At 37.6% G+C, this 19610-nt stretch carries 17 protein-coding genes; 3 read left to right on the top strand and 14 right to left on the bottom strand.

Annotation, left to right across the window (positions count from 1 at the left end):
* Window positions 1-25: 25 nt before the first annotated feature.
* From JF259_RS03935 to tilS, 8 genes are all read right to left on the bottom strand, one after another.
* Window positions 26-2326 carry an FdhF/YdeP family oxidoreductase gene (locus JF259_RS03935; RefSeq protein WP_199113594.1) on the bottom strand — a complete coding sequence of 767 codons (2301 nt, stop codon included), beginning with the start codon at window positions 2324-2326 and terminating at the stop codon, window positions 26-28.
* A gap of 10 nt (window positions 2327-2336) precedes the next feature.
* On the bottom strand, window positions 2337-2954 hold the full coding sequence (locus JF259_RS03930) for a nucleotidyltransferase family protein (RefSeq protein WP_199113592.1): 618 nt from the start codon (window positions 2952-2954) through the stop codon (window positions 2337-2339).
* Window positions 2955-2976: 22 nt separating this feature from the next.
* Window positions 2977-3993, bottom strand: coding sequence for an XdhC family protein (locus JF259_RS03925; RefSeq protein ID WP_199113590.1), 1017 nt, complete (start codon window positions 3991-3993; stop codon window positions 2977-2979).
* A gap of 8 nt (window positions 3994-4001) precedes the next feature.
* Entirely contained in the window at window positions 4002-6209 is a 2208-nt protein-coding gene (locus tag JF259_RS03920) for a xanthine dehydrogenase family protein molybdopterin-binding subunit (RefSeq protein WP_199113588.1), read from the bottom strand.
* Between the two features lie 11 nt (window positions 6210-6220).
* Window positions 6221-6676 (bottom strand): (2Fe-2S)-binding protein, encoded by a 456-nt coding sequence (locus JF259_RS03915; protein ID WP_199113586.1) that lies wholly within the window; start codon window positions 6674-6676, stop codon window positions 6221-6223.
* 163 nt (window positions 6677-6839) lie between these two features.
* Window positions 6840-7808 (bottom strand): YheT family hydrolase, encoded by a 969-nt coding sequence (locus tag JF259_RS03910; protein WP_199113584.1) that lies wholly within the window; start codon window positions 7806-7808, stop codon window positions 6840-6842.
* A gap of 11 nt (window positions 7809-7819) precedes the next feature.
* On the bottom strand, window positions 7820-9439 hold the full coding sequence (gene ade / locus JF259_RS03905) for an adenine deaminase (protein WP_199113582.1): 1620 nt from the start codon (window positions 9437-9439) through the stop codon (window positions 7820-7822).
* Window positions 9440-9491: 52 nt separating this feature from the next.
* Window positions 9492-10802 carry a tRNA lysidine(34) synthetase TilS gene (tilS, locus tag JF259_RS03900; protein ID WP_199113580.1) on the bottom strand — a complete coding sequence of 437 codons (1311 nt, stop codon included), beginning with the start codon at window positions 10800-10802 and terminating at the stop codon, window positions 9492-9494.
* Between the two features lie 126 nt (window positions 10803-10928).
* Between tilS and JF259_RS03895 the strand changes: the two genes are divergently transcribed.
* Window positions 10929-11618, top strand: a complete 690-nt coding sequence (locus JF259_RS03895) for a hypothetical protein (RefSeq protein WP_199113571.1) — start codon at window positions 10929-10931, stop codon at window positions 11616-11618.
* Here JF259_RS03895 and JF259_RS03890 read toward each other — a convergent pair.
* Window positions 11615-12907 carry an anthranilate synthase component I family protein gene (locus JF259_RS03890; RefSeq protein ID WP_199113569.1) on the bottom strand — a complete coding sequence of 431 codons (1293 nt, stop codon included), beginning with the start codon at window positions 12905-12907 and terminating at the stop codon, window positions 11615-11617. The two genes, JF259_RS03895 and JF259_RS03890, sit on opposite strands and share 4 nt — an antisense overlap.
* A gap of 77 nt (window positions 12908-12984) precedes the next feature.
* On the opposite strand from JF259_RS03890, the gene JF259_RS03885 reads away from it, so the two are divergent.
* Together JF259_RS03885 and JF259_RS03880 are read left to right on the top strand one after the other, a co-directional pair.
* A complete protein-coding gene (locus JF259_RS03885; RefSeq protein ID WP_199113567.1) occupies window positions 12985-13875 on the top strand; it encodes an aldose 1-epimerase family protein in 891 nt (296 codons plus the stop codon).
* A 41-nt stretch (window positions 13876-13916) separates the two neighbouring features.
* A complete protein-coding gene (locus tag JF259_RS03880; RefSeq protein ID WP_199113565.1) occupies window positions 13917-15269 on the top strand; it encodes a DEAD/DEAH box helicase in 1353 nt (450 codons plus the stop codon).
* Window positions 15270-15397: 128 nt separating this feature from the next.
* Here JF259_RS03880 and JF259_RS03875 read toward each other — a convergent pair whose 3' ends face one another.
* The 5 genes from JF259_RS03875 to JF259_RS03855 all read right to left on the bottom strand — a co-directional run bounded on the left by JF259_RS03875 (window position 15398) and on the right by JF259_RS03855 (window position 19473).
* Window positions 15398-15928 (bottom strand): GNAT family N-acetyltransferase, encoded by a 531-nt coding sequence (locus JF259_RS03875; RefSeq protein ID WP_199113564.1) that lies wholly within the window; start codon window positions 15926-15928, stop codon window positions 15398-15400.
* Between the two features lie 42 nt (window positions 15929-15970).
* Window positions 15971-16690 (bottom strand): suppressor of fused domain protein, encoded by a 720-nt coding sequence (locus tag JF259_RS03870; RefSeq protein ID WP_199113563.1) that lies wholly within the window; start codon window positions 16688-16690, stop codon window positions 15971-15973.
* A gap of 95 nt (window positions 16691-16785) precedes the next feature.
* Window positions 16786-17391 carry a GNAT family N-acetyltransferase gene (locus tag JF259_RS03865; protein WP_199113562.1) on the bottom strand — a complete coding sequence of 202 codons (606 nt, stop codon included), beginning with the start codon at window positions 17389-17391 and terminating at the stop codon, window positions 16786-16788.
* 100 nt (window positions 17392-17491) lie between these two features.
* Entirely contained in the window at window positions 17492-18298 is an 807-nt protein-coding gene (locus JF259_RS03860) for a hypothetical protein (RefSeq protein ID WP_199113561.1), read from the bottom strand.
* 245 nt (window positions 18299-18543) lie between these two features.
* Window positions 18544-19473, bottom strand: coding sequence for an NAD(P)/FAD-dependent oxidoreductase (locus tag JF259_RS03855; protein WP_199113560.1), 930 nt, complete (start codon window positions 19471-19473; stop codon window positions 18544-18546).
* Window positions 19474-19610 lie beyond the last annotated feature (137 nt).

The raw sequence follows: 19610 nt of genomic DNA, 5'->3' as shown, positions 1-19610 counted from the left end.
GGCTTTTAAATTGGGAAAGCAAAAATTAATCAGTTAAAGCTTCAATCGTTACAACAACACTCTTAGAAGCTGGCGTTTTAGCGGTATGGGCAAAGCTGTCTAAAGGGACCAATACATTGGTTTCAGGAAAATAGGTAGCACAGCAGTTCTTAGGGATATCATATCCAACAACTTTAAAATTGTTTGCTGTTCTAACAACGCTTTTGTAATGGGATTTTAAATTCACCACTTGACGCTCTTCCAGATTCCTTTCTTTCATATCCTCACGATTCATTAAGACAACGCGCCTTTCGTTAAAAATCCCTCGGTATCGATCGTTTAAACCGTATATGGTCGTATTGAATTGATCATGGCTGCGTATGGTCATCATGATTAATTCGTCTTTCTTAAGCTTCCAATCTGGCATTTTGTTTATCGAAAAGTTTGCTTTGCCCGAGGTCGTATTAAATTTTCTTATACGCGCGCCATTAGGCAAATAAAATCCCGATGGCTGTTGTAAACGTTGATTATAGCTTTCGAAACCAGCAACTACTTCCTCTATATCGTCGCGTACCAGATTGTAATCATCTTTATATTGTAACCAGTTAATTTTGGATCGGCCTTTTAAGGTTTCATTTGCAATGCCACACACTACAGCGACCTCACTTAGTAATTTTTCCGAACAGGGTTCTAAAATGCCTTTTGTTGATGATACTACGCCCATCGAATTTTCGACACTCTGTACTTGAATGCCCGATTTTTGATAGTCTTTCTCCGATCGCCCTAAACAAGGTAAAATCAAAGCTTCTTTACCCGTTACCAGATGCGAACGATTTAACTTGGTACTTACCTGTACCGTTAGGTTACAATTACTCAAAGCCTCTGCTGCATATTTTGTATCTGGAACAGCCGAAATAAAATTCCCTCCCAAGCCAAAAAAGACTTTTGCTTTTTGCTCGTACATCGCTTTAATAGCATCTATTACAGAATAGCCGTGCTTATGTCTTGGTTTAAAGCCATATTTCGCTTCTATTTTATCTAAAAAGGCTTGAGGAGCGGCTTCCCATATACCAACGGTTCGGTCTCCCTGCACATTGGAATGTCCCCTAACCGGACAGGTACCAGCACCTTCTTTACCTATACTTCCCTTTAAAAGCAACAAATTAACAAACTCCCGTATGTTATCTACCGCGTTTTGGTGCTGGGTAAGCCCCATCGCCCAACAAATAATAATTTTTTGATTATTGAGTACCATATCAAGTACTTGGTTAAAGAGCTCTAAACTTATACCCGAAGCTTTTAAGCATTCATCAAAATCGTAGGTTTTTAAATCGGTTATAAACGCCTCATAGCCATATGTAAATGTTTCAATAAATTCCTTATCGAACACATTGCCATCCACCATTTCTTTCTCCAGTAATTTTATAAGTAGAGCTTTTACAAATGCCACATCACCATTAATCGTAATAGGTACAAAAACATCGGCTATTTTAGTTCCGCCTTTCAATAACTTTATTGGGTTTTGCGGATTGGTAAACTTTATCAAGCCAGCTTCTGGCAATGGGTTAATGGCTATAATTTTCCCTCCATTCTTTTTACATTTCTCGAGAGCCGTTAACATCCGTGGGTGATTGGTTCCTGGATTCTGGCCAACGACCATTACCAACTCTGCCTTATACAAATCGTCCAAAGTCACCGAGCCCTTACCGATACCCAAGGTTTCGGTTAAAGCACTACCACTGGCTTCATGACACATATTGGAACAATCTGGCAAATTGGAAGTTCCAAATTCCCTTACAAACAGCTGGTATAAAAACGCAGCTTCGTTGGTTGTTCTTCCCGAGGTGTAAAAAACAGCTTCATCTGAATGGCCCAAAGCATTTAAATGCTCGGCTATTTTGGCAAAGGCACCATCCCAAGAAATGGGCTGATAATGTGTGGCGTCTTTGGCTAAATACATGGGCTCTGCTAACCTGCCCGATTTACCTATTTCAAAGTCTGATAAACCTGCTAGTTCATCAACAGCGTGCTTTGCAAAGAAATCTGTTTTAATGGTTTTATTCTGAGCTTCTTCTGCCATAGCTTTCATGCCATTTTCACAATACTCACCAAGTACAGAGCGTTCGTCGTCTGGGTCTGGCCAGGCACATCCGGGACAGTCAAAGCCACCTTTTTGATTTATCTTAAGGGAAAGCTTAAGCGCGTCCGTTAGATTCATATATTTAGACACTTGTCCTACGGCCGATTTCAAAGCCTCCATGCCTGCACTATTCTCTGAAGGTGCTTTAATACTTAAATCTGTAAACGTTTCTGGTGTACTCGCTTTTTCGAAAGGCGTTTTTGGCATAATTCCAATTTTATATTTTAAATGCTTCTTTAAGCATAGCATCATAAACTTCTTTTGTGTCCAAGTCTACCATATCTTCAGAAGTCTTCATCAATCTAACAGCATCTTTATGCTTCTCTAAAAGGTGCTTTGCACCTTTATCATCATTCAGCTCCAATAAGGCTGCAAAGTAATTTTTATCGAAAATAACGGGTACCCCTGTTTGGTTACTACCATAAGAAGTTGCCACAATTACTTTTTCGCCTGATCTAAAGCTTTTGATTAAGGTATTTAAAAACTCCGGCGTTACAAAAGGTTGGTCGGCTAATACGATCATCACGCCGTCTACATCTCTTTTTGATTGGTTAATATATTCTATTCCACAGGCTATGGACTTCCCTAACCCCAAATGCCACTCGTCATTATATACTACGTTTACAGGAAATACTACTATTTTCTTTTTTATGTTATCGTAATGATCTCCTAAAACCACAGTAACGTGTCCGGATTGCAATTGCAATGCCGTCTGTATAATGTGTCCCAATAAAAAAGTGTGTCCCCATGGCAATAATTGCTTAGCCCTTCCCATACGCTTGGAGGCACCTGCAGCCATAATCAACACTTCAATATTAGGTGACTCGTCAACCATATTTATTATCTATATAAGGTATTCAACTATGTATACAACCTGTTTTTTGACTTAACGGTATGGGTTCTTGTTGTCTGGTTACGGCCAATATTTCAGAAATAATGGAAACGGCAATCTCTTGAGGGGTTTCTGCTCCAATATTAATACCAGCAGGCCCATATATACTATCCAAAAATGCCTCATCGGCATCGGGGCAATATTCTAAAAATTGAGACAGCATATCTTCCCGACGTCTAGCAGGACCCAAAAGACCTATATAGGCCGGTTTACAAGCTTTTAAAGCGACGAGATAACGTAAATCATTTGCAAAGTTATGACTCATTAAAACCACGGCGGTCTGTTCATCGATTACTTGCGTCCCTAACTGTTCTGGTGTTTGTGCATAAAATGCATGAGCTCCCGGAAAATCTGTTATGGATTTGGATTCTGAGGCACCAGCAATCACAGTGACTTCCCAACCGGTTAACGCTGCATACTTGCACAACTGCACCGCATCATGTTCTGCACCTACAATGACCATTTTAAAACAAGGTGGTAATTTTTGCTTGAAAACTGACTGTTTAGTCGTATCTATCCCAATCCCAAGTGCTGAAATAGAAAACGTTTTTTCTTCAATTTTCACAACTGAACCTATTCCTAAAACCGATCCTTCTTTTTTATTAAAATACGACCATACTTCTAAAGGCTTCCGTTCTTTTAAACAGCTGAAAAAAGCACTTGAAAAAGCTTCCGTTGGTTCAAACTGTTCCAAAAGGATATATAAAATACCTTCGCAGCCCAATCGGTACCTCCCATCATAGGTCATTATTTTGGAAACACCTGTTTTAAATACGGTTTCGGACTGTAACAGAATTTCTTTTTCAACACAGCCTCCACTTACGGCTCCAACCATACGACCTCCTTCCAACACGAGCATCCTTACTCCTGGTCTGCGATAGGATGATCCGTCTAAGGCTACCACAGATGCTAAAACAGATTTAATGTTATTTTGTTTAGCCCATAAGGCTTGCTCGACTATATACTTTAATTCGTGCGTCATAAACCTTACTATCCAACTACTTGCTCCATTGTTAAGTTATTCATAAAAGGCTGCTTATAAATCCGTTGACCAGTGGCCTGATAGATTGCGTTTGCCAAAGCACCAACCACAGGAGGCAGTCCTGGCTCACCTAAACCTGTTGGGTCTATATCGCTATCCACAAAGTGTACTTCAATCTCTTCTGGTGCCTGCGAATGACGTATTAATTGATACCTGTCAAAATTCATCTCATTAGGAGCGCCATTCTCAAACGTTAATTGGCTATACATCGCATGGCCAATACCATCTACAACACCTCCCTGTATCATATTCTTAGCAGCATCAGGATTGATTACAATACCACAATCCACGGCACACCATACTTTTTTAACTTTAGGCTTTCCATTTTCCATTGCTACATCAACTACTTCGGCAACATAAGAATGATGGCAAAAATAAGCAGCTACACCACGGTATGTACCTGGCTTTGTCTCCCCCCAATTGGATTTTTCCTTAACTAATTTTAAAACACCTGCATACCGTTCTGGTTCATAATCGTTCTTTTCTCCAACCGGGCTTTTTATGGCTCGATCAAACAATTCCAAACGGAAATCTATAGGATCTTTTCCTGCCAATTCTGCAACCTCATCGAGAAAAGCTTGTTCGGCTCCTGCCGTAAAATGCGATCTGGGGGCTCTCCATGCACCTGTTGTTACATTGGTTTCAACATCAATTTTTTCTGCTGTATAGTGATCGACCGTACCGGCGGGGAAACGATTTGGAAAAACTGGTCCTTCTGGCAAACCTGCTCCTTTTACACTAAAGGCAATCAAATTATTATTTTCATCTAAACCTGCTTTAAAAACCGCTTGATAAGCAGGCCTGTATGTTCCTTGGGTCATATCGTCTTCTCTAGTGTAGATAAGCTTAACAGGTGCTCCTGTCTTTTTAGAAATAGCAGCTGCTTCAACCCCAAAATGCGTATAAAGTCTTCTACCAAATCCACCTCCTATACGCGTCATGTTTACCGAAATGTTTTCCACAGGCATGTCCAATAATTTAGAAACAGCATCTTCAAGAGCTTTAGGTGTTTGCGTAGGTCCTATGAGCTCGGCTGAGCTTTCGGTAACATTAGCAAAAAAATTCATGGGCTCCATTGTGTTATGTGGTAAAAAAGGTGAACTATAGGTTTGCTCAATTACTTTCGCTGCTTTACTAAAAGCCATATCCGAATCACCATCCTTTCTGCTCTCATTTGCATTACCAGATGCAATTGCCATCTCTAATTTGTTTGTATGCGTGGCTGAATTTTCCAATTCGGAAACTACTTCCCAATTCGCTTTGATTGCCCTTTTTGCTTTCATAAGTTGCCATGTCGAATCTCCTACTATTGCTATAAGTTGCAAAAAGCCTTTTTCATCGGACCATGCTTTATCCTGAACTTCGGTATCAACAATAAAAGCATCTTTTACTCCGGGCATCGTTTTAATTTCTTCTTCGTTAAAATCTACTACCCTCATTCCAAAAGCAGGCGGATGCTGTATCATGGCCAATTGCATACCTTCTCTTTTAAAATCCAACCCAAATAAGGGTTTACCAGTAACAATATTTTCTCCTTCTACATTCTTTTTACTTTTTCCAATAATTTCAAAGTCCTTAATATCTTTAAGTTCAACTTCTTCTGGAATTTCAATACCCACTGCTTTAGAAGCTATAGCCCCATAACCAATGGTTCGCTCTCCATTTTTCTCTTTAATAACACCTTTGTCAACACTTAAATCTGTAACATTTACGCCCCATTCCTTGGCTGCGGCTTCCAACAACATCCTTTTTCCGGTAGCACCAGCCATTCTAAGTGCATTCCAACTTAGCTTAATAGATAAACTACCTCCTGCAAATTGAGGGTTTTTAAAGGCATCTTCATCTAAAGCGCCTTGTTCAACCACAACGTGGTTCCAATCTACATCCAATTCATCTGCCACAATCATAGGCATTGAGGTCATTACATTCTGGCCAATTTCCGGATTTGGACAATATATGGTTACCATACCGGTATCTCCAATCTTTATATAACCATTTATCTCAAACCACTCCTTAGGAATGGCTACTGTTTCTTTTATTTTTTTATCTGAAGTACAACCGGTAAACCAGCTAAAGCCAATAAGCATTCCGCCACCTGCAGCGGTAGATATCTTTAAAAATGAACGACGGTTATAATGTGTTTTTATCTTTGTCATGATACCAGTATTTATAGTTTGGATGCCGTTTTGATCGCTTGTTTTATTCTTACATAGGTACCACATCGACATATGTTCCCGTTCATGGCTGCATCAATGTCCTCATCAGACGGATTGGGATTGTTTTTCAACAATGCCGAAGCACTCATTATTTGTCCGCTTTGACAATAACCACATTGGGGTACGTCATGTTCTAACCAAGCTTTTTGAACTGGGTGATCTCCTTCTTCGGAAAGTCCTTCAATTGTTGTAATTTTCATTCCTTCGGCTTGCGACACTTGTAACAAGCAACTGCGCATAGCTGTACCGTTAACGTGTATAGTACAGGCTCCACATTGCCCGATTCCACAGCCAAATTTTGTTCCTACTAAATCCAGATGGTCTCGAAGTACCCATAACAACGGCGTATCCATATCCGCCTCGACAGTATGCTTCTTATTGTTAATTGTTAAATTGAATGTTGGCATAATATAATTGGTTTGATTAACTTTTTAAACAGAAATGCAATAAAGATAATAAAAAGTATTTCTTAAAACGAAACTATCTCCAGTACAAAGCCAAAGGAATTCCTTTCTGGTTAACACATGGAACTCATGTAAACTTTTTCAATTGACTAAAAAATTGTGCTTGCTACTTTTTTAAGATGGTTTTTATAAATTCAAAAGCGCGACGCTCATTGTAATAAATATTCTTCTTATCGATAAAACCAACATGCCCCCCATACTTTGGCATTTCTAAATATAGGTTTGGGTTTTCTTTGGCTTCCTTTACAGGAAAGCACTCTGCCGACAAAAATGAATCGTTTAAGGCGTTGATAATTAACGTTGGAACGGTTATATTGGGTAGAAACTGCAAACAACTAGCCTTTTCGTAGTAGTCTATCGCGTTTTTAAAACCATGAGCTTTTGCTGTATATACCTCATCGAAATCGATTAATGTTTTTATGGATGCTATTTCTTGTTCGCTTAAAATATTTTTGAAACGTTGCTGTTTGTTTTTTAGCCTATGTACTAAATACTTCTTAAACCGGTCGTGATATAACTTGTTCTTTAAACGATGTAACTCCTTAGCCGAGCCATACAAATAGCAAGGCACCGACACTGCAATTGCTGCTTTAATTTGCTCCGGCACTTCCTTTCGCTCTCCCAGATATTTCAAAATCATATTAGCACCTAAGCTTACCCCTTTTAGGTAAATAACTTTGTAATGCTTAGCGTCATTTAAATGCTGAATAACATCTTCCAAATCTTCGGTAGCTCCAGAATGGTAGCTTCTGTATTTTAAATTATCCTCACCGCTACAGCCCCTAAAGTTTACACAAACTGCGTCGACACCATGGTCGTTAAACAGTTTTGCGACACCGGTTACATATGGACGTTGCCCATGTCCTTCTAGACCATGAAGTAAAACAATCACTTGATCGCTTTTAGTACTTGCATAGCTCCAATCCAAATCCAAGAAATCACCATCAGATAATTTAATACGTTCCCTATCTTGCATAATGCCCCGTACTTGCCTTAACAACCCTGAATAAACAGTAGATAGAAATCCATTTTTAAAAGGGAAAGACGGTTTATAAGTAGATTCTAATATTGGCATTTTTAAAAAAATTATGCTTCAAGTGGGGTAAATTTAAAATCATTTCCGTTAAAAAGTCCCTTATCACTTAGTTTTAATGCGGGAATGACCAACAACCCCATAAACGACAAAGTCATATAGGGTGATTGTAATTTAGAGCCTAATTGTTTCGCCATGTTATCTAGGGTTGCATATTGTATAGCCGTAGTTTCACCATCCTGATCGCTCATAATTCCTGCTACGGGCAAGGGCAGTACGGCTTCATTTATATTTGAAACTGCACAAACACCTCCTTTATGTTCTATCAGCAAGTTAACAGCTTTACAAATAACATCGTCGTTAACACCAATGGCAATGATATTATGGGAGTCATGCGCTACAGAGGAGGCAATAGCACCTTCTTTTAATCCGAAATTCTTAATAAAGGCCACGGCTGGCTTCGCGTTTTCATATCGATTTACCACCACAATTTTTAAAATATCAGCTTCAACATCAGAAACGATACACCCCTTTTCTATCTTAGCTTGTCTAATGAGTTCATTGGTCACCAATTGCCCTTCTAAAGCTTCTATAACACGTATATTTTCCCCATGGGCTTCTACTTGAAAATCAATATTTTTCACTTTATCGCAATTAAAGTTGTTTAGCCTTTTAAAAGCCACTGGTTTTATTAAGGACATCCCATTATCGAACACCAAATTGCCGTTAACATAAGTTTGAATGGTTTTAAAATTGATTACATCTTCAACGACTATAAAATCGGCTGCATCTCCGGGCTGCAATAGCCCCACTTCTAGATTGTAGTGTTTTACGGGGTTAACACAAGCTACCTGTAACACCTTAAAAACATCCATTCCTTTGGCAACGGCACGAGCACACAATTTATTAATATGATCGATTAGTAAATCGTCGGGGTGCTTGTCGTCACTACAAAACATCACATGCTCATAATACTCAGGTAATAAATCGATTAGAGCGTCGAAATTTTTGGCTGCACTACCCTCACGAATAAGAACCTTCATCCCCTTTTGAAGTTTTTCCAAGGCTTCTTCGTAGGTAAAGCACTCATGGTCGGTTGTAATACCTGCATTTATATATTTGGATATCGCTTCGCCTCGTACACCGGGGGCATGTCCATCGACTGGCTTTCCATAATGTTGGGCCCAAGCTATTTTTTCGAGTACAACCGCATCATCAAACAACACCCCTGGATAATTCATCATTTCTGCGAGGTATTTGATGTCCGGATTAGCCATTAAGGTTCGAATTTCATCAGCACCAATAATAGCTCCAGCCGACTCAAAACTTGTAGCCGGTACGCAGGACGGTGCTCCGAAATTAAACTTAAAGGGAACTTTTTTTCCGTTGGCTATCATGAATTCAACTCCAGTTAGACCAAGTACATTGGCTATTTCATGTGGATCGGAAACAGTTGCAACCGTACCGTGCGTTACTGCAATCCGCGCAAATTCGCTGGGAACCAGCATGGAACTTTCTATATGGATATGCGCATCAACAAATCCAGGAAGAATGTATTGGTTATTACTGTGTTCCTTTTCTTTTACAGAAACAATTTTTCCGTTTTCAATACTTACTTCTCCCTTAAAAATTCGCCTGCCTTGGATATCTACTATGTTACCTAGTATCTTCAATGTAATCGTTAATTATTAAAAATGTCTTCCTATCTTCCAAAGGATGATAAATCTATTGTAATGCAATTTCTAATATTGTTTGGGTATTGTTAGTAACTTTAAACCGATTGTCGGGTCTCCAATTAACAATCCAAACAATAGCATCGCCACTACATAGTAACCACACTTGTTCTTTATCTAATAGTGATAATTTTTCGTCTTTAAAATATTTACTCAATTTCTTTTTTCCGGTCATTCCCAATGGATAAAACACATCGCCTTCATGCCACTGTCTGAGAACGAGGGGGAACTGCAATGTTGCTTTATCTACATAGACAACAGCTTTAGAAGGCTGTTTTACCGCTGCTACCTCTTTAAAATGCAAAGCTCCTAAAGGTATATCCACTACCGTATCGGTACTAGCCACCGATATCGATTGTGATGTTTTAGAAGGTAATTCGCTTAAAAGCAAATACTCCCGGTCTTTAATCAAACGGTGAGTATGAGACAGTACTTGTTTTCCCGATTGTGCATCCATAAGTGCCACTACATCGTCCCATTCGGTAAAATTATAGGGTTTTAGTAATTCGAATAAATACGCCTTGGGATTTCTTAGTTTTTTAAGTGCTTCAATATTAAAAGATGTTGTTTGATCACCTGTATGTTCTACAACAGCTTCTAACACATCGATTATACGGTCTTCGATAATAGACCTTGAAGCGTTTAAATAGCCCTGTGTTTTGCTAAAATTTTGAAGCAACTTCGGGTTAATATCTTTTAATATAGGGATAACATCATGACGTAGTTTATTACGCAGGTACTTGGTTGAAACATTACTGCTATCTTCCCGCCACTGTAAACGGTGTTCTTTTGCATACTTCAGTATAGCTTCTCTAGAAAAAGGCAATAAGGGACGAATAACCCTTCCGTTAATTTCTGGAATACCTGTTAAGCCATCTAAACCTGTTCCTCGAGAAAGATTTATTAAAAAGGTCTCTAAATTATCATCGGCATGATGAGCTGTTAAAATGTAATCGAATTGTAATTGCGAAGCCAGTTCATCAAACCAGTTGTAGCGCAACTCCCGCGCTGCTATCTGTATAGACTGTTTATTTGCCTTAGCGTATGCTTCGGTATCAAAGCTTTCAACAAACACTTCCAGATCTAAGTCTTCAGCCAACTGCAATACAAAATCCTCATCAGTATCACTCTCATCTCCACGTAAATTAAAGTTACAGTGTGCCAATTTTATATCCAGTCCCAAGGTATAACAAATATGAGTTAGCACCACACTATCCAATCCACCGGAAATAGCGACCAAAAGTTTCTTGTTTCTTAAAAAAGGAAGCTTTGTATTTATATGATGTTTTGCTTGTTCAATCATAAACCCAAATATACAACTTTGCTACATCAAACTCTTGCGGTTTTCGTCATTAAAAATGACATAAATCATAATTTACAATGGGTTAAATTTAGTATCTTTAGAAAGATCACATTAAAAACCATAGTTATGAGCTCTATTGAAAAAATGACCGACGAAGCAACTAAATCCGTTTTTGATAAAAAAGTACTTACAGCTGCGCAACAATTGCATCCTTATGTTAAGCATCGCCTTTATATTGCTGCATCCACAGGGGTTATCCCCAAAAACATGTATACCTCCAATGGTATTGTAGATGAGAGCATAGCCCAGCTTTATGAAAGCGGCTATAATATTGACAATAGTGCCTTAGATATTAAGCTCAAACTCTTTAAAATTGCCAATAATGTTTTGGACAACTTGTTCGAAAAGGAAGCGTTTCATAAGGATACCATGAGTACTAATACGCTTTTGGAAGCGGAGCGCAATCATTTAAAAGAGGAGTTTACATTCGATGAAGGTTTTGATTTTATTATGAACGACAACTTGAATGATAAATCATACTCAAAAAAAAAGAACCGCAATCCTTTATTTTTATATGACGACAAGACCAATTCTGTTCTAAATGCATTTGAAATGGAGACCGATTCCTCCAATACAAAAACAGTGCTTGGCGATTTTTACAGTTGGCTTCCTTTAAACGTATCGAACATTATTGACCTTTATGCCTTTGGCAAATTAAGTTTCGAGGAAATTTCTAAAGTCAAGTCTATAGAGGAGAGACGTATTCAGCGCATTTTTGATGAGCTTAAAAAAAACTTAATACACCGTTTGGTTTAATTTTCCAAAACCTCACGCATGGCTTTGGCTTTCACCAAACACTCTTCGTACTCCTTTAAGGGGTCGCTCTTTGCCGTTATGGCACTGCCAACCGAGTAGGACACATAGCGCTGTGTTTCATTGTAAAGAATACTTCGTATTACCACATTGAAATCGAAATCGCCATCGGGAGCAAAATACCCCACTGTACCAGAATACAAACCCCGCTTGGTCTCTTCGAGTGTTTCAATAATCTTCATAGCTGATATTTTTGGTGCTCCGGTCATACTTCCCATAGGAAAGGTACTTTTTATAACTTCTACTGGATGGACAGATGGCACCAACTCCGATTTTACCGTAGATATCATTTGATGCACTTGGTCGAAGGTATAAACCTTACATAATTCTTCAACAGTAACACTACCTTTTACAGCGGTTTTAGACAGGTCGTTACGCACTAGGTCTACAATCATGATATTCTCACTGCGTTCCTTGGTGTCTTGGGATAAGTTTAGCTTGGAAAGTGTGTCTTTGTCAGGATCTGAAGACCGTTTAGCCGTCCCTTTTATAGGTTGTGAAATAACCACATTCCCCATTTTCTTTAAATACCGTTCTGGCGAAGCTGATATAAGATATTTATCGAATGTCTTGAAAAAGGTAGCAAATGGCGGATTGGAAATAGCATTGAGTTTATTGTAGGTTTCCAACGGATTGATAAGGGTATCTTCGGCATAAAACTCTTGACAAAAATTAGCTTCGTATATATCCCCACGATGGATATGCTCCAACATCGCTTTAATTTTCTCAAAATATGCATCTTTATGGATACGCAACTTTATCTTTATAGCGTCTTTAACAGGTTGTGTGACTATTTCTTCCATTTGTCCGATTTGAACCAAATCGTCTTTCCATTCCTTGTCAACACTATTTAAATACCTAAGTTCTAACGTATCATCTTTAATGAAAAACATTTTTTTAGGCTGAAAAAAATACAAATCGGGAAATGCTAAACCGTCATAATTAGAGGACTCCAGATTCTCAATGTCATTTTTCAGATCATAAGTCAAATAACCAAATATCCAGTCATTTACATTGGATTGGTACTCTTTAAGTGCATCAAAAGCGCCTTTGTAATTGGTTTGTACACTTGTTAAAGCATCGACCGCCAAAACGGCATCGTAATTAGAATACGTTTGCTTGTAATTATTAGAATCTAACCAAACGATATCTTCAAATTGCTGGCTCCAAATTAACAATTGCTGCTTGAAACGGGTTACATCCTGAATCTTATAAAAATGCTGCGTCCTCAATGAAAAAGATTATGGCGCAAAGTTAATTAGATTCCTTAAAAAATTAAGATTTTTGTGTATTACTTTAAACACTTCTTATGTACACCATACAAAACAACAAAGTTAAAATAGCAGTAAAAAAAATAGGAGCGGAATTATGTGGTATCACATCTGTAAAAAACACCACTGAATTCATGTGGGATGCTAATCCGAATATTTGGGGGAGTTACGCCCCTAACCTCTTCCCCATTATCGGTGCGCTAAAAGAAGGCACTTACCTCTATGAAAGTGAGACCTACCACATGCCAAAACACGGATTTGTAAGACACAATAAAGATATCGTTGTACATGAACAAACACCAGACAAACTAACTTTTAAATTGAGCAGTAATGAAACGCTTATAAAGATGTATCCGTTTCAATTTGATTTTTACATTAGCTATCAGCTCACAGAGAATGTCATTACCGTTAAGCATACTGTTGTAAACCTAGACAACAAGACCATGTATTTCTCTTTGGGCGGTCACCCTGCTTTTAAATGTCCGGTATACGATAACGAACAATACAATGAGTACAGCTTAGCCTTTGAGTGCAATGAAGATTCTGAAACGCACCTCATAAACCAAAGCAACGGACTCATAAGTTCTAGTACAAAACCGATATTTAATGGCTCCAACAGCATTCAACTAAACCGTGACTTGTTTAAAAGTGATGCCTTGGTATTTAAAGATCTGAAATCTAAAAAGGTAACGCTTAGGAGTGTAAAAAACGGCAATATCCTTACTGTGAGCTATCACGATTTTCCGTATTTGGGTATTTGGGCTAAGCCTAATGGCAACTATGTTTGTATTGAGCCCTGGCTTGGTATAGCCGATCATGAAACGACAGATAAACAGCTAAAAACCAAAGAAGGGATCTTAAGCTTGGCTTTTGGGGAACACTTTAAGGCTGCCTATAGTATAGAAATACACCCTGAGCGTTTAGCCTAAACAGAATATTAAGTGTAACTTTGCCTGCTAAACAGTACATTGTGACTTTTCAAGATCTAAATTTAAATACACCTTTATACAATGCCTTAGAGGACTTAGGCTTTAGCACTCCCACTCCTATTCAGGAACAAGCTTTTAACGTTATTGCTTCAGGGCAGGATATGGTAGGTATTGCACAAACGGGTACGGGGAAAACCTATGGTTATATGTTACCCATTTTAAAGCATTTAAAGTTTTCTACACAAGTAAATCCGCGTGTTTTAATCTTAGTGCCCACCAGAGAACTTGTTGTTCAGGTAGTGGACGATATTGAAAAACTATCCAAATACATAAACAATCGCGTTTTGGGTGTTTATGGGGGGACAAATATCAATACACAAAAGCAAGCTGTAGCAGAGGGTGCTGATATTTTGGTTGCCACGCCGGGGCGTTTGTACGATCTTGCCGTTAGTCGTGCCCTACAGCTTAAATCCATACAGAAGTTAGTGATTGATGAGGTTGACGTGATGCTGGACCTAGGCTTCAGACATCAATTAATCAATATTTTTGACCTGCTTCCGGAGCGCCGCCAGAACATCATGTTTTCGGCTACAATGACCCACGATGTGGATTTGCTCATTAACGACTTCTTTAAAAGTCCACAGCAGGTTTCCATTGCGGTATCTGGCACACCGTTGGAAAACATTTCTCAAAGTCGTTATCAAGTCCCTAATTTTTATACAAAAGTAAACCTGTTAACGCACTTGCTCCGGGACACCGAAACCTTTAATAAGGTATTGGTATTTGTTGCTTATAAGCGTATGGCTGATCGCTTGTTCGAACAACTGGACGAGTTATTTCATGAAGAACTGTGTGTAATCCATTCTAATAAAACCCAAAACTATAGGCTACGGAGTATTGAACAGTTCCGCTCGGGACACAACCGCATTTTAATTGCTACGGATGTAATGGCACGTGGATTGGACATAGACAGCATATCGCACGTTATTAATTTTGACACGCCTGAATATCCCGAAAACTATATGCATCGCATCGGTAGAACGGGCCGTGCGGAACGTAAGGGGCAAGCCATCCTCTTCTCTACCGAAAAAGAGCAAGCTTTTGTGGAAGCTATTGAAGGCTTAATGAACATGCCCGTACCAGTTATGGATTTCCCAGAATCGGTAACGATCTCAACAGAGCTTATCGAAGAAGAACGCCCAATAATAAAAGAGCATAACAACCCCACAAAACGTCGGGACGAAGATGCTCCGGGGCCTGCCTTTCATGAAAAAAAGGACAAAAATAAAAAAGAAAACTTAGGAGGCTCCTATAAATTCAAGATCGCTAATAAGTACAAGAAACCTAAAACCCGTGGCGATAAGAATTATAACAAGCGGAATAAACGGAAGTAGATATACTCATATAACCAAACCCCGCTACAAGCAAACACTAGCCGAGGGACAAACATTGTAACTAGTTTTTATATGGTTGATTTTAGATTGAAATTAAAATAACACCCCTTACTTTCTATTTCTACCCCCTATTGGCCCTCATTCTTAATTTCATAAACTAGATTGTCTACATTATCTTCATCTATTTTACCTAAAATTATTTTAAACCCATTACTTTCCAATAATGCTCTAGAAGGCATATTGCGTTTATGGGTAAACGCTTCAACAGCTTTGAGGTTTAGCTCTTTGAATCCGAAGGATAGAATACTTTGCAGTGATTCGCTCATTATTCCCTTACCCTGAAATTTAGGTACTAAATCGTATCCGACTTCAGCTATTGTATTATCCTGCGAGAAATTCCAAAGACAAATACTTCCAATCATTTCATTTCGATTTTTTTCTGTAACGACCCAATAATACAGGTTCCGACTATCAATCCCTTCATTGATCATTTCTATGAATTCCAATGCTTTGGACTTGGATTCGGCACTTGACCTTTTAACAAACTTATTTACCTTTTTGTCTGATCGTAAAAATGAAATCATTTGCCAATCAGATGGATGTAATCTTCGCAACAAAAGACGTTCTGTTTTTATTTCAGGTAAATTATTTTTGTTCATTGTTTAGTTTCCAACTAATATTTTGTCCAATATTCAATTATTCTAAAAAAGACCAAACAGCTTTCTCTTTTTGACTGAATTAGGTCTATCAACTTGAACAATATCAGACACTCCAAATTTGTCAAATCCATCAAATAACGCTTCAACTCCTTTTTTCATTTTTAAATTCAGTTCTTCACTGTATATTGGGATAAGTGTATAAAAATCTATTGCCTTATTTTTAAGCCGAAGTGTACGAAAATCTTCCCCAAAGACTATCGTTGGCAACAATAGCATAGTGCTTAACTGAGTATTATCTGAAAAAGGTTCTGCGGGATCGCCATTTGGTATTGTATGACCATAGCTTAACCATGTGTTAAATTCATGAGGAAACCTCGCAAGATATTTTAACCACCTCATGGGCCAATAATTTTTTTCTTCTTTAAAGTCTTCCTCAGAAATTTTCCAATCACTAGGCAGACAGATACTCAATTCTGCAAAATCACAACCTTCTACTTCTTCAGGTGTATTCATAGGTTTATCACTCATTCCAGAAGTAACTAGTGTATGGAATGGTCTCTCTAAAGATGGTTTTACCCAATGAACATCAATATGAACCTGATCTGATATTAATTCATGAAATACTTTATGAATCTCACCAATATGTTTCTCTACATGATCTGTGATTTCTTCAATTGACGCCTCTCCCGAAGCGCCTTCAAAATCTCTTTTATCAGATTCAGTATATCTATAAATTGGGGATCTAGATTCCGATTTTTCCATTATTATTTTTATTAATGTTAATTACACAAATATCTACTATGTAAAACGAGGTACTTTATGAAAGACCACTATATTACCTCCCACATGTTTTATTCCTACCGTTTGTCTTTGTATCTTCTTATTTCATATTTCAGAGCTATTTCTACAGCTTTCCATTCTTGGTCGGTTATTGAAAAAACGACTGTGTCCCTGTAACTACCATCAGCACTTAGTTTGTGATTTCTTAAAACACCGTCTTGTTTAGCCCCAAGTCTGGCAATAGCTGCCCGAGAACGTACATTATGCCAATGCGTTCTAAATTCGACTGCAATACAACGCAGTTTTTCAAATGCATGTTTTAGTAACAGGTATTTACATTCGGTATTGATTCCTGTACGCTGGTATGTTTTTGCATACCAAGTGTATCCAATTTCCAATCGCCTATGCTCTGGCGTGGCATTACAATACCTTGTAGAACCAATGATTGTTCCTGTAGACTTTTCTACAACTACAAAGGGATACCCTTTGCCATTCAATTTTTCAATTAATGCGTTTTCAATATAAGAATCTATCGTTTCTTCCGAAGGCACCGATGTAAACCATAACTCCCATAATTTTCCATCGGAAGCCGCACGCAAAAGTGCATTTTTATGAGACATATCCAACGGTTCCAATAGTACTTTGTTACCTTCTAGTTGTATATTATCAAACCAATCTTTCATCTGTTAATATTTATTGTTTTTTTGCGGTCAGATGTAATTCACCAATAATCATCTCGGTAGGTATCAAGATTTGTCATGGCTCATTTCATACCTCTTTTTATTAATAATACCCTATATCAAATACTATTGGATCTCCAGAATAAATCCCATCTACATGAATTGGATAATTTGCACTGTCGTAGGTATAATTGTAAGTAGCTGTTGTATTCAAATTTTCAGTGATAGATACCACATTATTTTTAAAAAACGGAAAACTATAACGCTCAAAACTACTAACGTAAACACCTTCAAAAGGGTAAAAATGTTCAATAAAGCGCTCGATGTATATGGATTTCATTTGACCATAGAATGGGTTTTTACTTTGATCGTAACTTATGTTATACGTATCCCGTAAAATATTATTACCATTATAATGCTTCACGACCGTTAAGTTTCCATTTGAATCATATTCAAAAACAGTATGGTTATCTTCTTCAACTAATTTTGTTATTAATCCGGAACTATTTGTTTCTAATATAATGGTTGTATTTGCATTGCCTTCTATTGTTCCGGTAGCTGTTATAATGTTTCCATTATAACTCAAGTCAACATCGTCATAACTTATTAGGTTGCCCTTGTTGTTATAAGTAAAATAGGTATCGTGCGTGTAAGTTCCAGAGCCTGTTTCTTCGTAATGAATTTCTGTTAAATTGTTATCTGAATCGTAAACATAATTCATTTCGAATCCTAAACTCAGATAAGTTCCTACCCACATTGACAATAATTCATCTGAGTTATACATGTATTCTGATTTTTTGTTGTCACTGACTTTAACAACTTTAACTAATTTATTGCTTGAACTGTTTTCATCAGACGAACAGGAAAACAAAAATGTGTTCAGTAAAATTAGGGCAAAAAATAGTTTCATTCTTTTCATAAAATGTAGGTCTAATTATTTGTTGACTTCTTTTCAAAAATAATACTTTTCTTTAAGAAAGTTGTAATTTTACGCACGTTACCAAAAGTCATTTTTATCAATTTATATTTTCAAAATATTCATTGAAATCATTTTTTAAGAGTTTATCTCTGTATACACACCTTCTGTGCATAAGCCATATCGCCACAACACAATCTCAGTAAGCCTGTGTTCATATTCCTTATCAACTACGTCTATTATTCTATCCAATTTTCATCTATTATCTGATGTGTGATTATCTTGGCAACTTCACTGCCTTCTGCTACGGAAGAGGCAACACCGCTCCATCCTGTCCTTGCATCTCCAATTATATAAAGTCCTTTGATTTCAGTCTCTTTATTATCATCGACTTTATAAGCCTCCATTCCAAAATGCCCTAATTCCTTTGTTACATTCAGATTTTGTGCAAAGTCGCTACTTTCAAAAGATTTTGTATCTGGTATAAACCCTCCATCTCTTTCAACAATTGATCCATCTTCAAGTTGAATACCCTTAAGTATACCATCTTCGGAAATGAGCTGAATAATTTTTTTATCTATTATTGAAATACCGTTTTTATTTAGGTTGGATACAATTTCGTTATCTACAACTTTATCGCCATTGGTAAATACAATGACGTCATTGGACCAATGGGAAATTGTTTTTGAAAACATTGGTGCCATGATACTATCGCCTATAACTGCTAACTTTTTATCAGCCATTTCAAAACCATCACAAAAAGGACATGGGTAAACCGATTTACCATAAACTTCGGCAAGCCCTTTAACGCCAAGAGAATCTATACTGTCAATGTATCCTGTTGCAATGATAACCCTTTGAGATTGGTATATAGATGTTTGTGTTTCTACTGTAAAACCTTTCTTTATTAACTTAAGGTCAATAGCTTTTTTATTTACATAATCTACCGATGTATATTTTGCCAATTGCGCTTTAGCAATTGAAAATATCTCCTTTGGGTGTTTGCCATCTTGAGTTAAGAATCCATGAGAATGAGCAGTGACCATATTTCTTGGAGATTCTGCATTAAGAACTAAGGTCGCTATTCTACTTCTTCCTAAAACAAGTGCTGCACTCATTCCTGCAGGGCCACCTCCTATTATAATAACATCAAATACTTTTTTTACCATAATTTTTTCACTTATTACGAACTATGAACTCATCTTGACTTTTCCCAATTGGTTAAAAAATTGCTCTTTTAAGCCTGCCTTTCATCATTTTCTCATTCCGTAGCCCTGCTATGTAACTTAAAAATGCCTTCCATCAA

Source organism: Snuella sedimenti, from assembly GCF_016428595.1.
Classification (GTDB): Bacteria; Bacteroidota; Bacteroidia; order Flavobacteriales; family Flavobacteriaceae; genus Snuella; species Snuella sedimenti.
This window is presented reverse-complemented; position numbering and strand designations above follow the sequence as displayed.

Excerpts from the sequence above, each read along its gene's own strand:
- JF259_RS03930 (WP_199113592.1), bottom strand. The coding sequence starts at position 2,954 with ATGGTTGACGAGTCACCTAATATTGAAGTGTTGATTATGGCTGCAGGT.
- JF259_RS03855 (WP_199113560.1), bottom strand. The coding sequence starts at position 19,473 with ATGGTAAAAAAAGTATTTGATGTTATTATAATAGGAGGTGGCCCTGCA.
- JF259_RS03875 (WP_199113564.1), bottom strand. The coding sequence starts at position 15,928 with ATGAACAAAAATAATTTACCTGAAATAAAAACAGAACGTCTTTTGTTG.
- JF259_RS03870 (WP_199113563.1), bottom strand. The coding sequence starts at position 16,690 with ATGGAAAAATCGGAATCTAGATCCCCAATTTATAGATATACTGAATCT.
- tilS (WP_199113580.1), bottom strand. The coding sequence starts at position 10,802 with ATGATTGAACAAGCAAAACATCATATAAATACAAAGCTTCCTTTTTTA.
- JF259_RS03895 (WP_199113571.1), top strand. The coding sequence starts at position 10,929 with ATGAGCTCTATTGAAAAAATGACCGACGAAGCAACTAAATCCGTTTTT.
- JF259_RS03920 (WP_199113588.1), bottom strand. The coding sequence starts at position 6,209 with ATGACAAAGATAAAAACACATTATAACCGTCGTTCATTTTTAAAGATA.
- JF259_RS03925 (WP_199113590.1), bottom strand. The coding sequence starts at position 3,993 with ATGACGCACGAATTAAAGTATATAGTCGAGCAAGCCTTATGGGCTAAA.
- JF259_RS03910 (WP_199113584.1), bottom strand. The coding sequence starts at position 7,808 with ATGCCAATATTAGAATCTACTTATAAACCGTCTTTCCCTTTTAAAAAT.
- JF259_RS03885 (WP_199113567.1), top strand. The coding sequence starts at position 12,985 with ATGTACACCATACAAAACAACAAAGTTAAAATAGCAGTAAAAAAAATA.
- JF259_RS03860 (WP_199113561.1), bottom strand. The coding sequence starts at position 18,298 with ATGAAACTATTTTTTGCCCTAATTTTACTGAACACATTTTTGTTTTCC.
- JF259_RS03865 (WP_199113562.1), bottom strand. The coding sequence starts at position 17,391 with ATGAAAGATTGGTTTGATAATATACAACTAGAAGGTAACAAAGTACTA.
- JF259_RS03935 (WP_199113594.1), bottom strand. The coding sequence starts at position 2,326 with ATGCCAAAAACGCCTTTCGAAAAAGCGAGTACACCAGAAACGTTTACA.
- JF259_RS03915 (WP_199113586.1), bottom strand. The coding sequence starts at position 6,676 with ATGCCAACATTCAATTTAACAATTAACAATAAGAAGCATACTGTCGAG.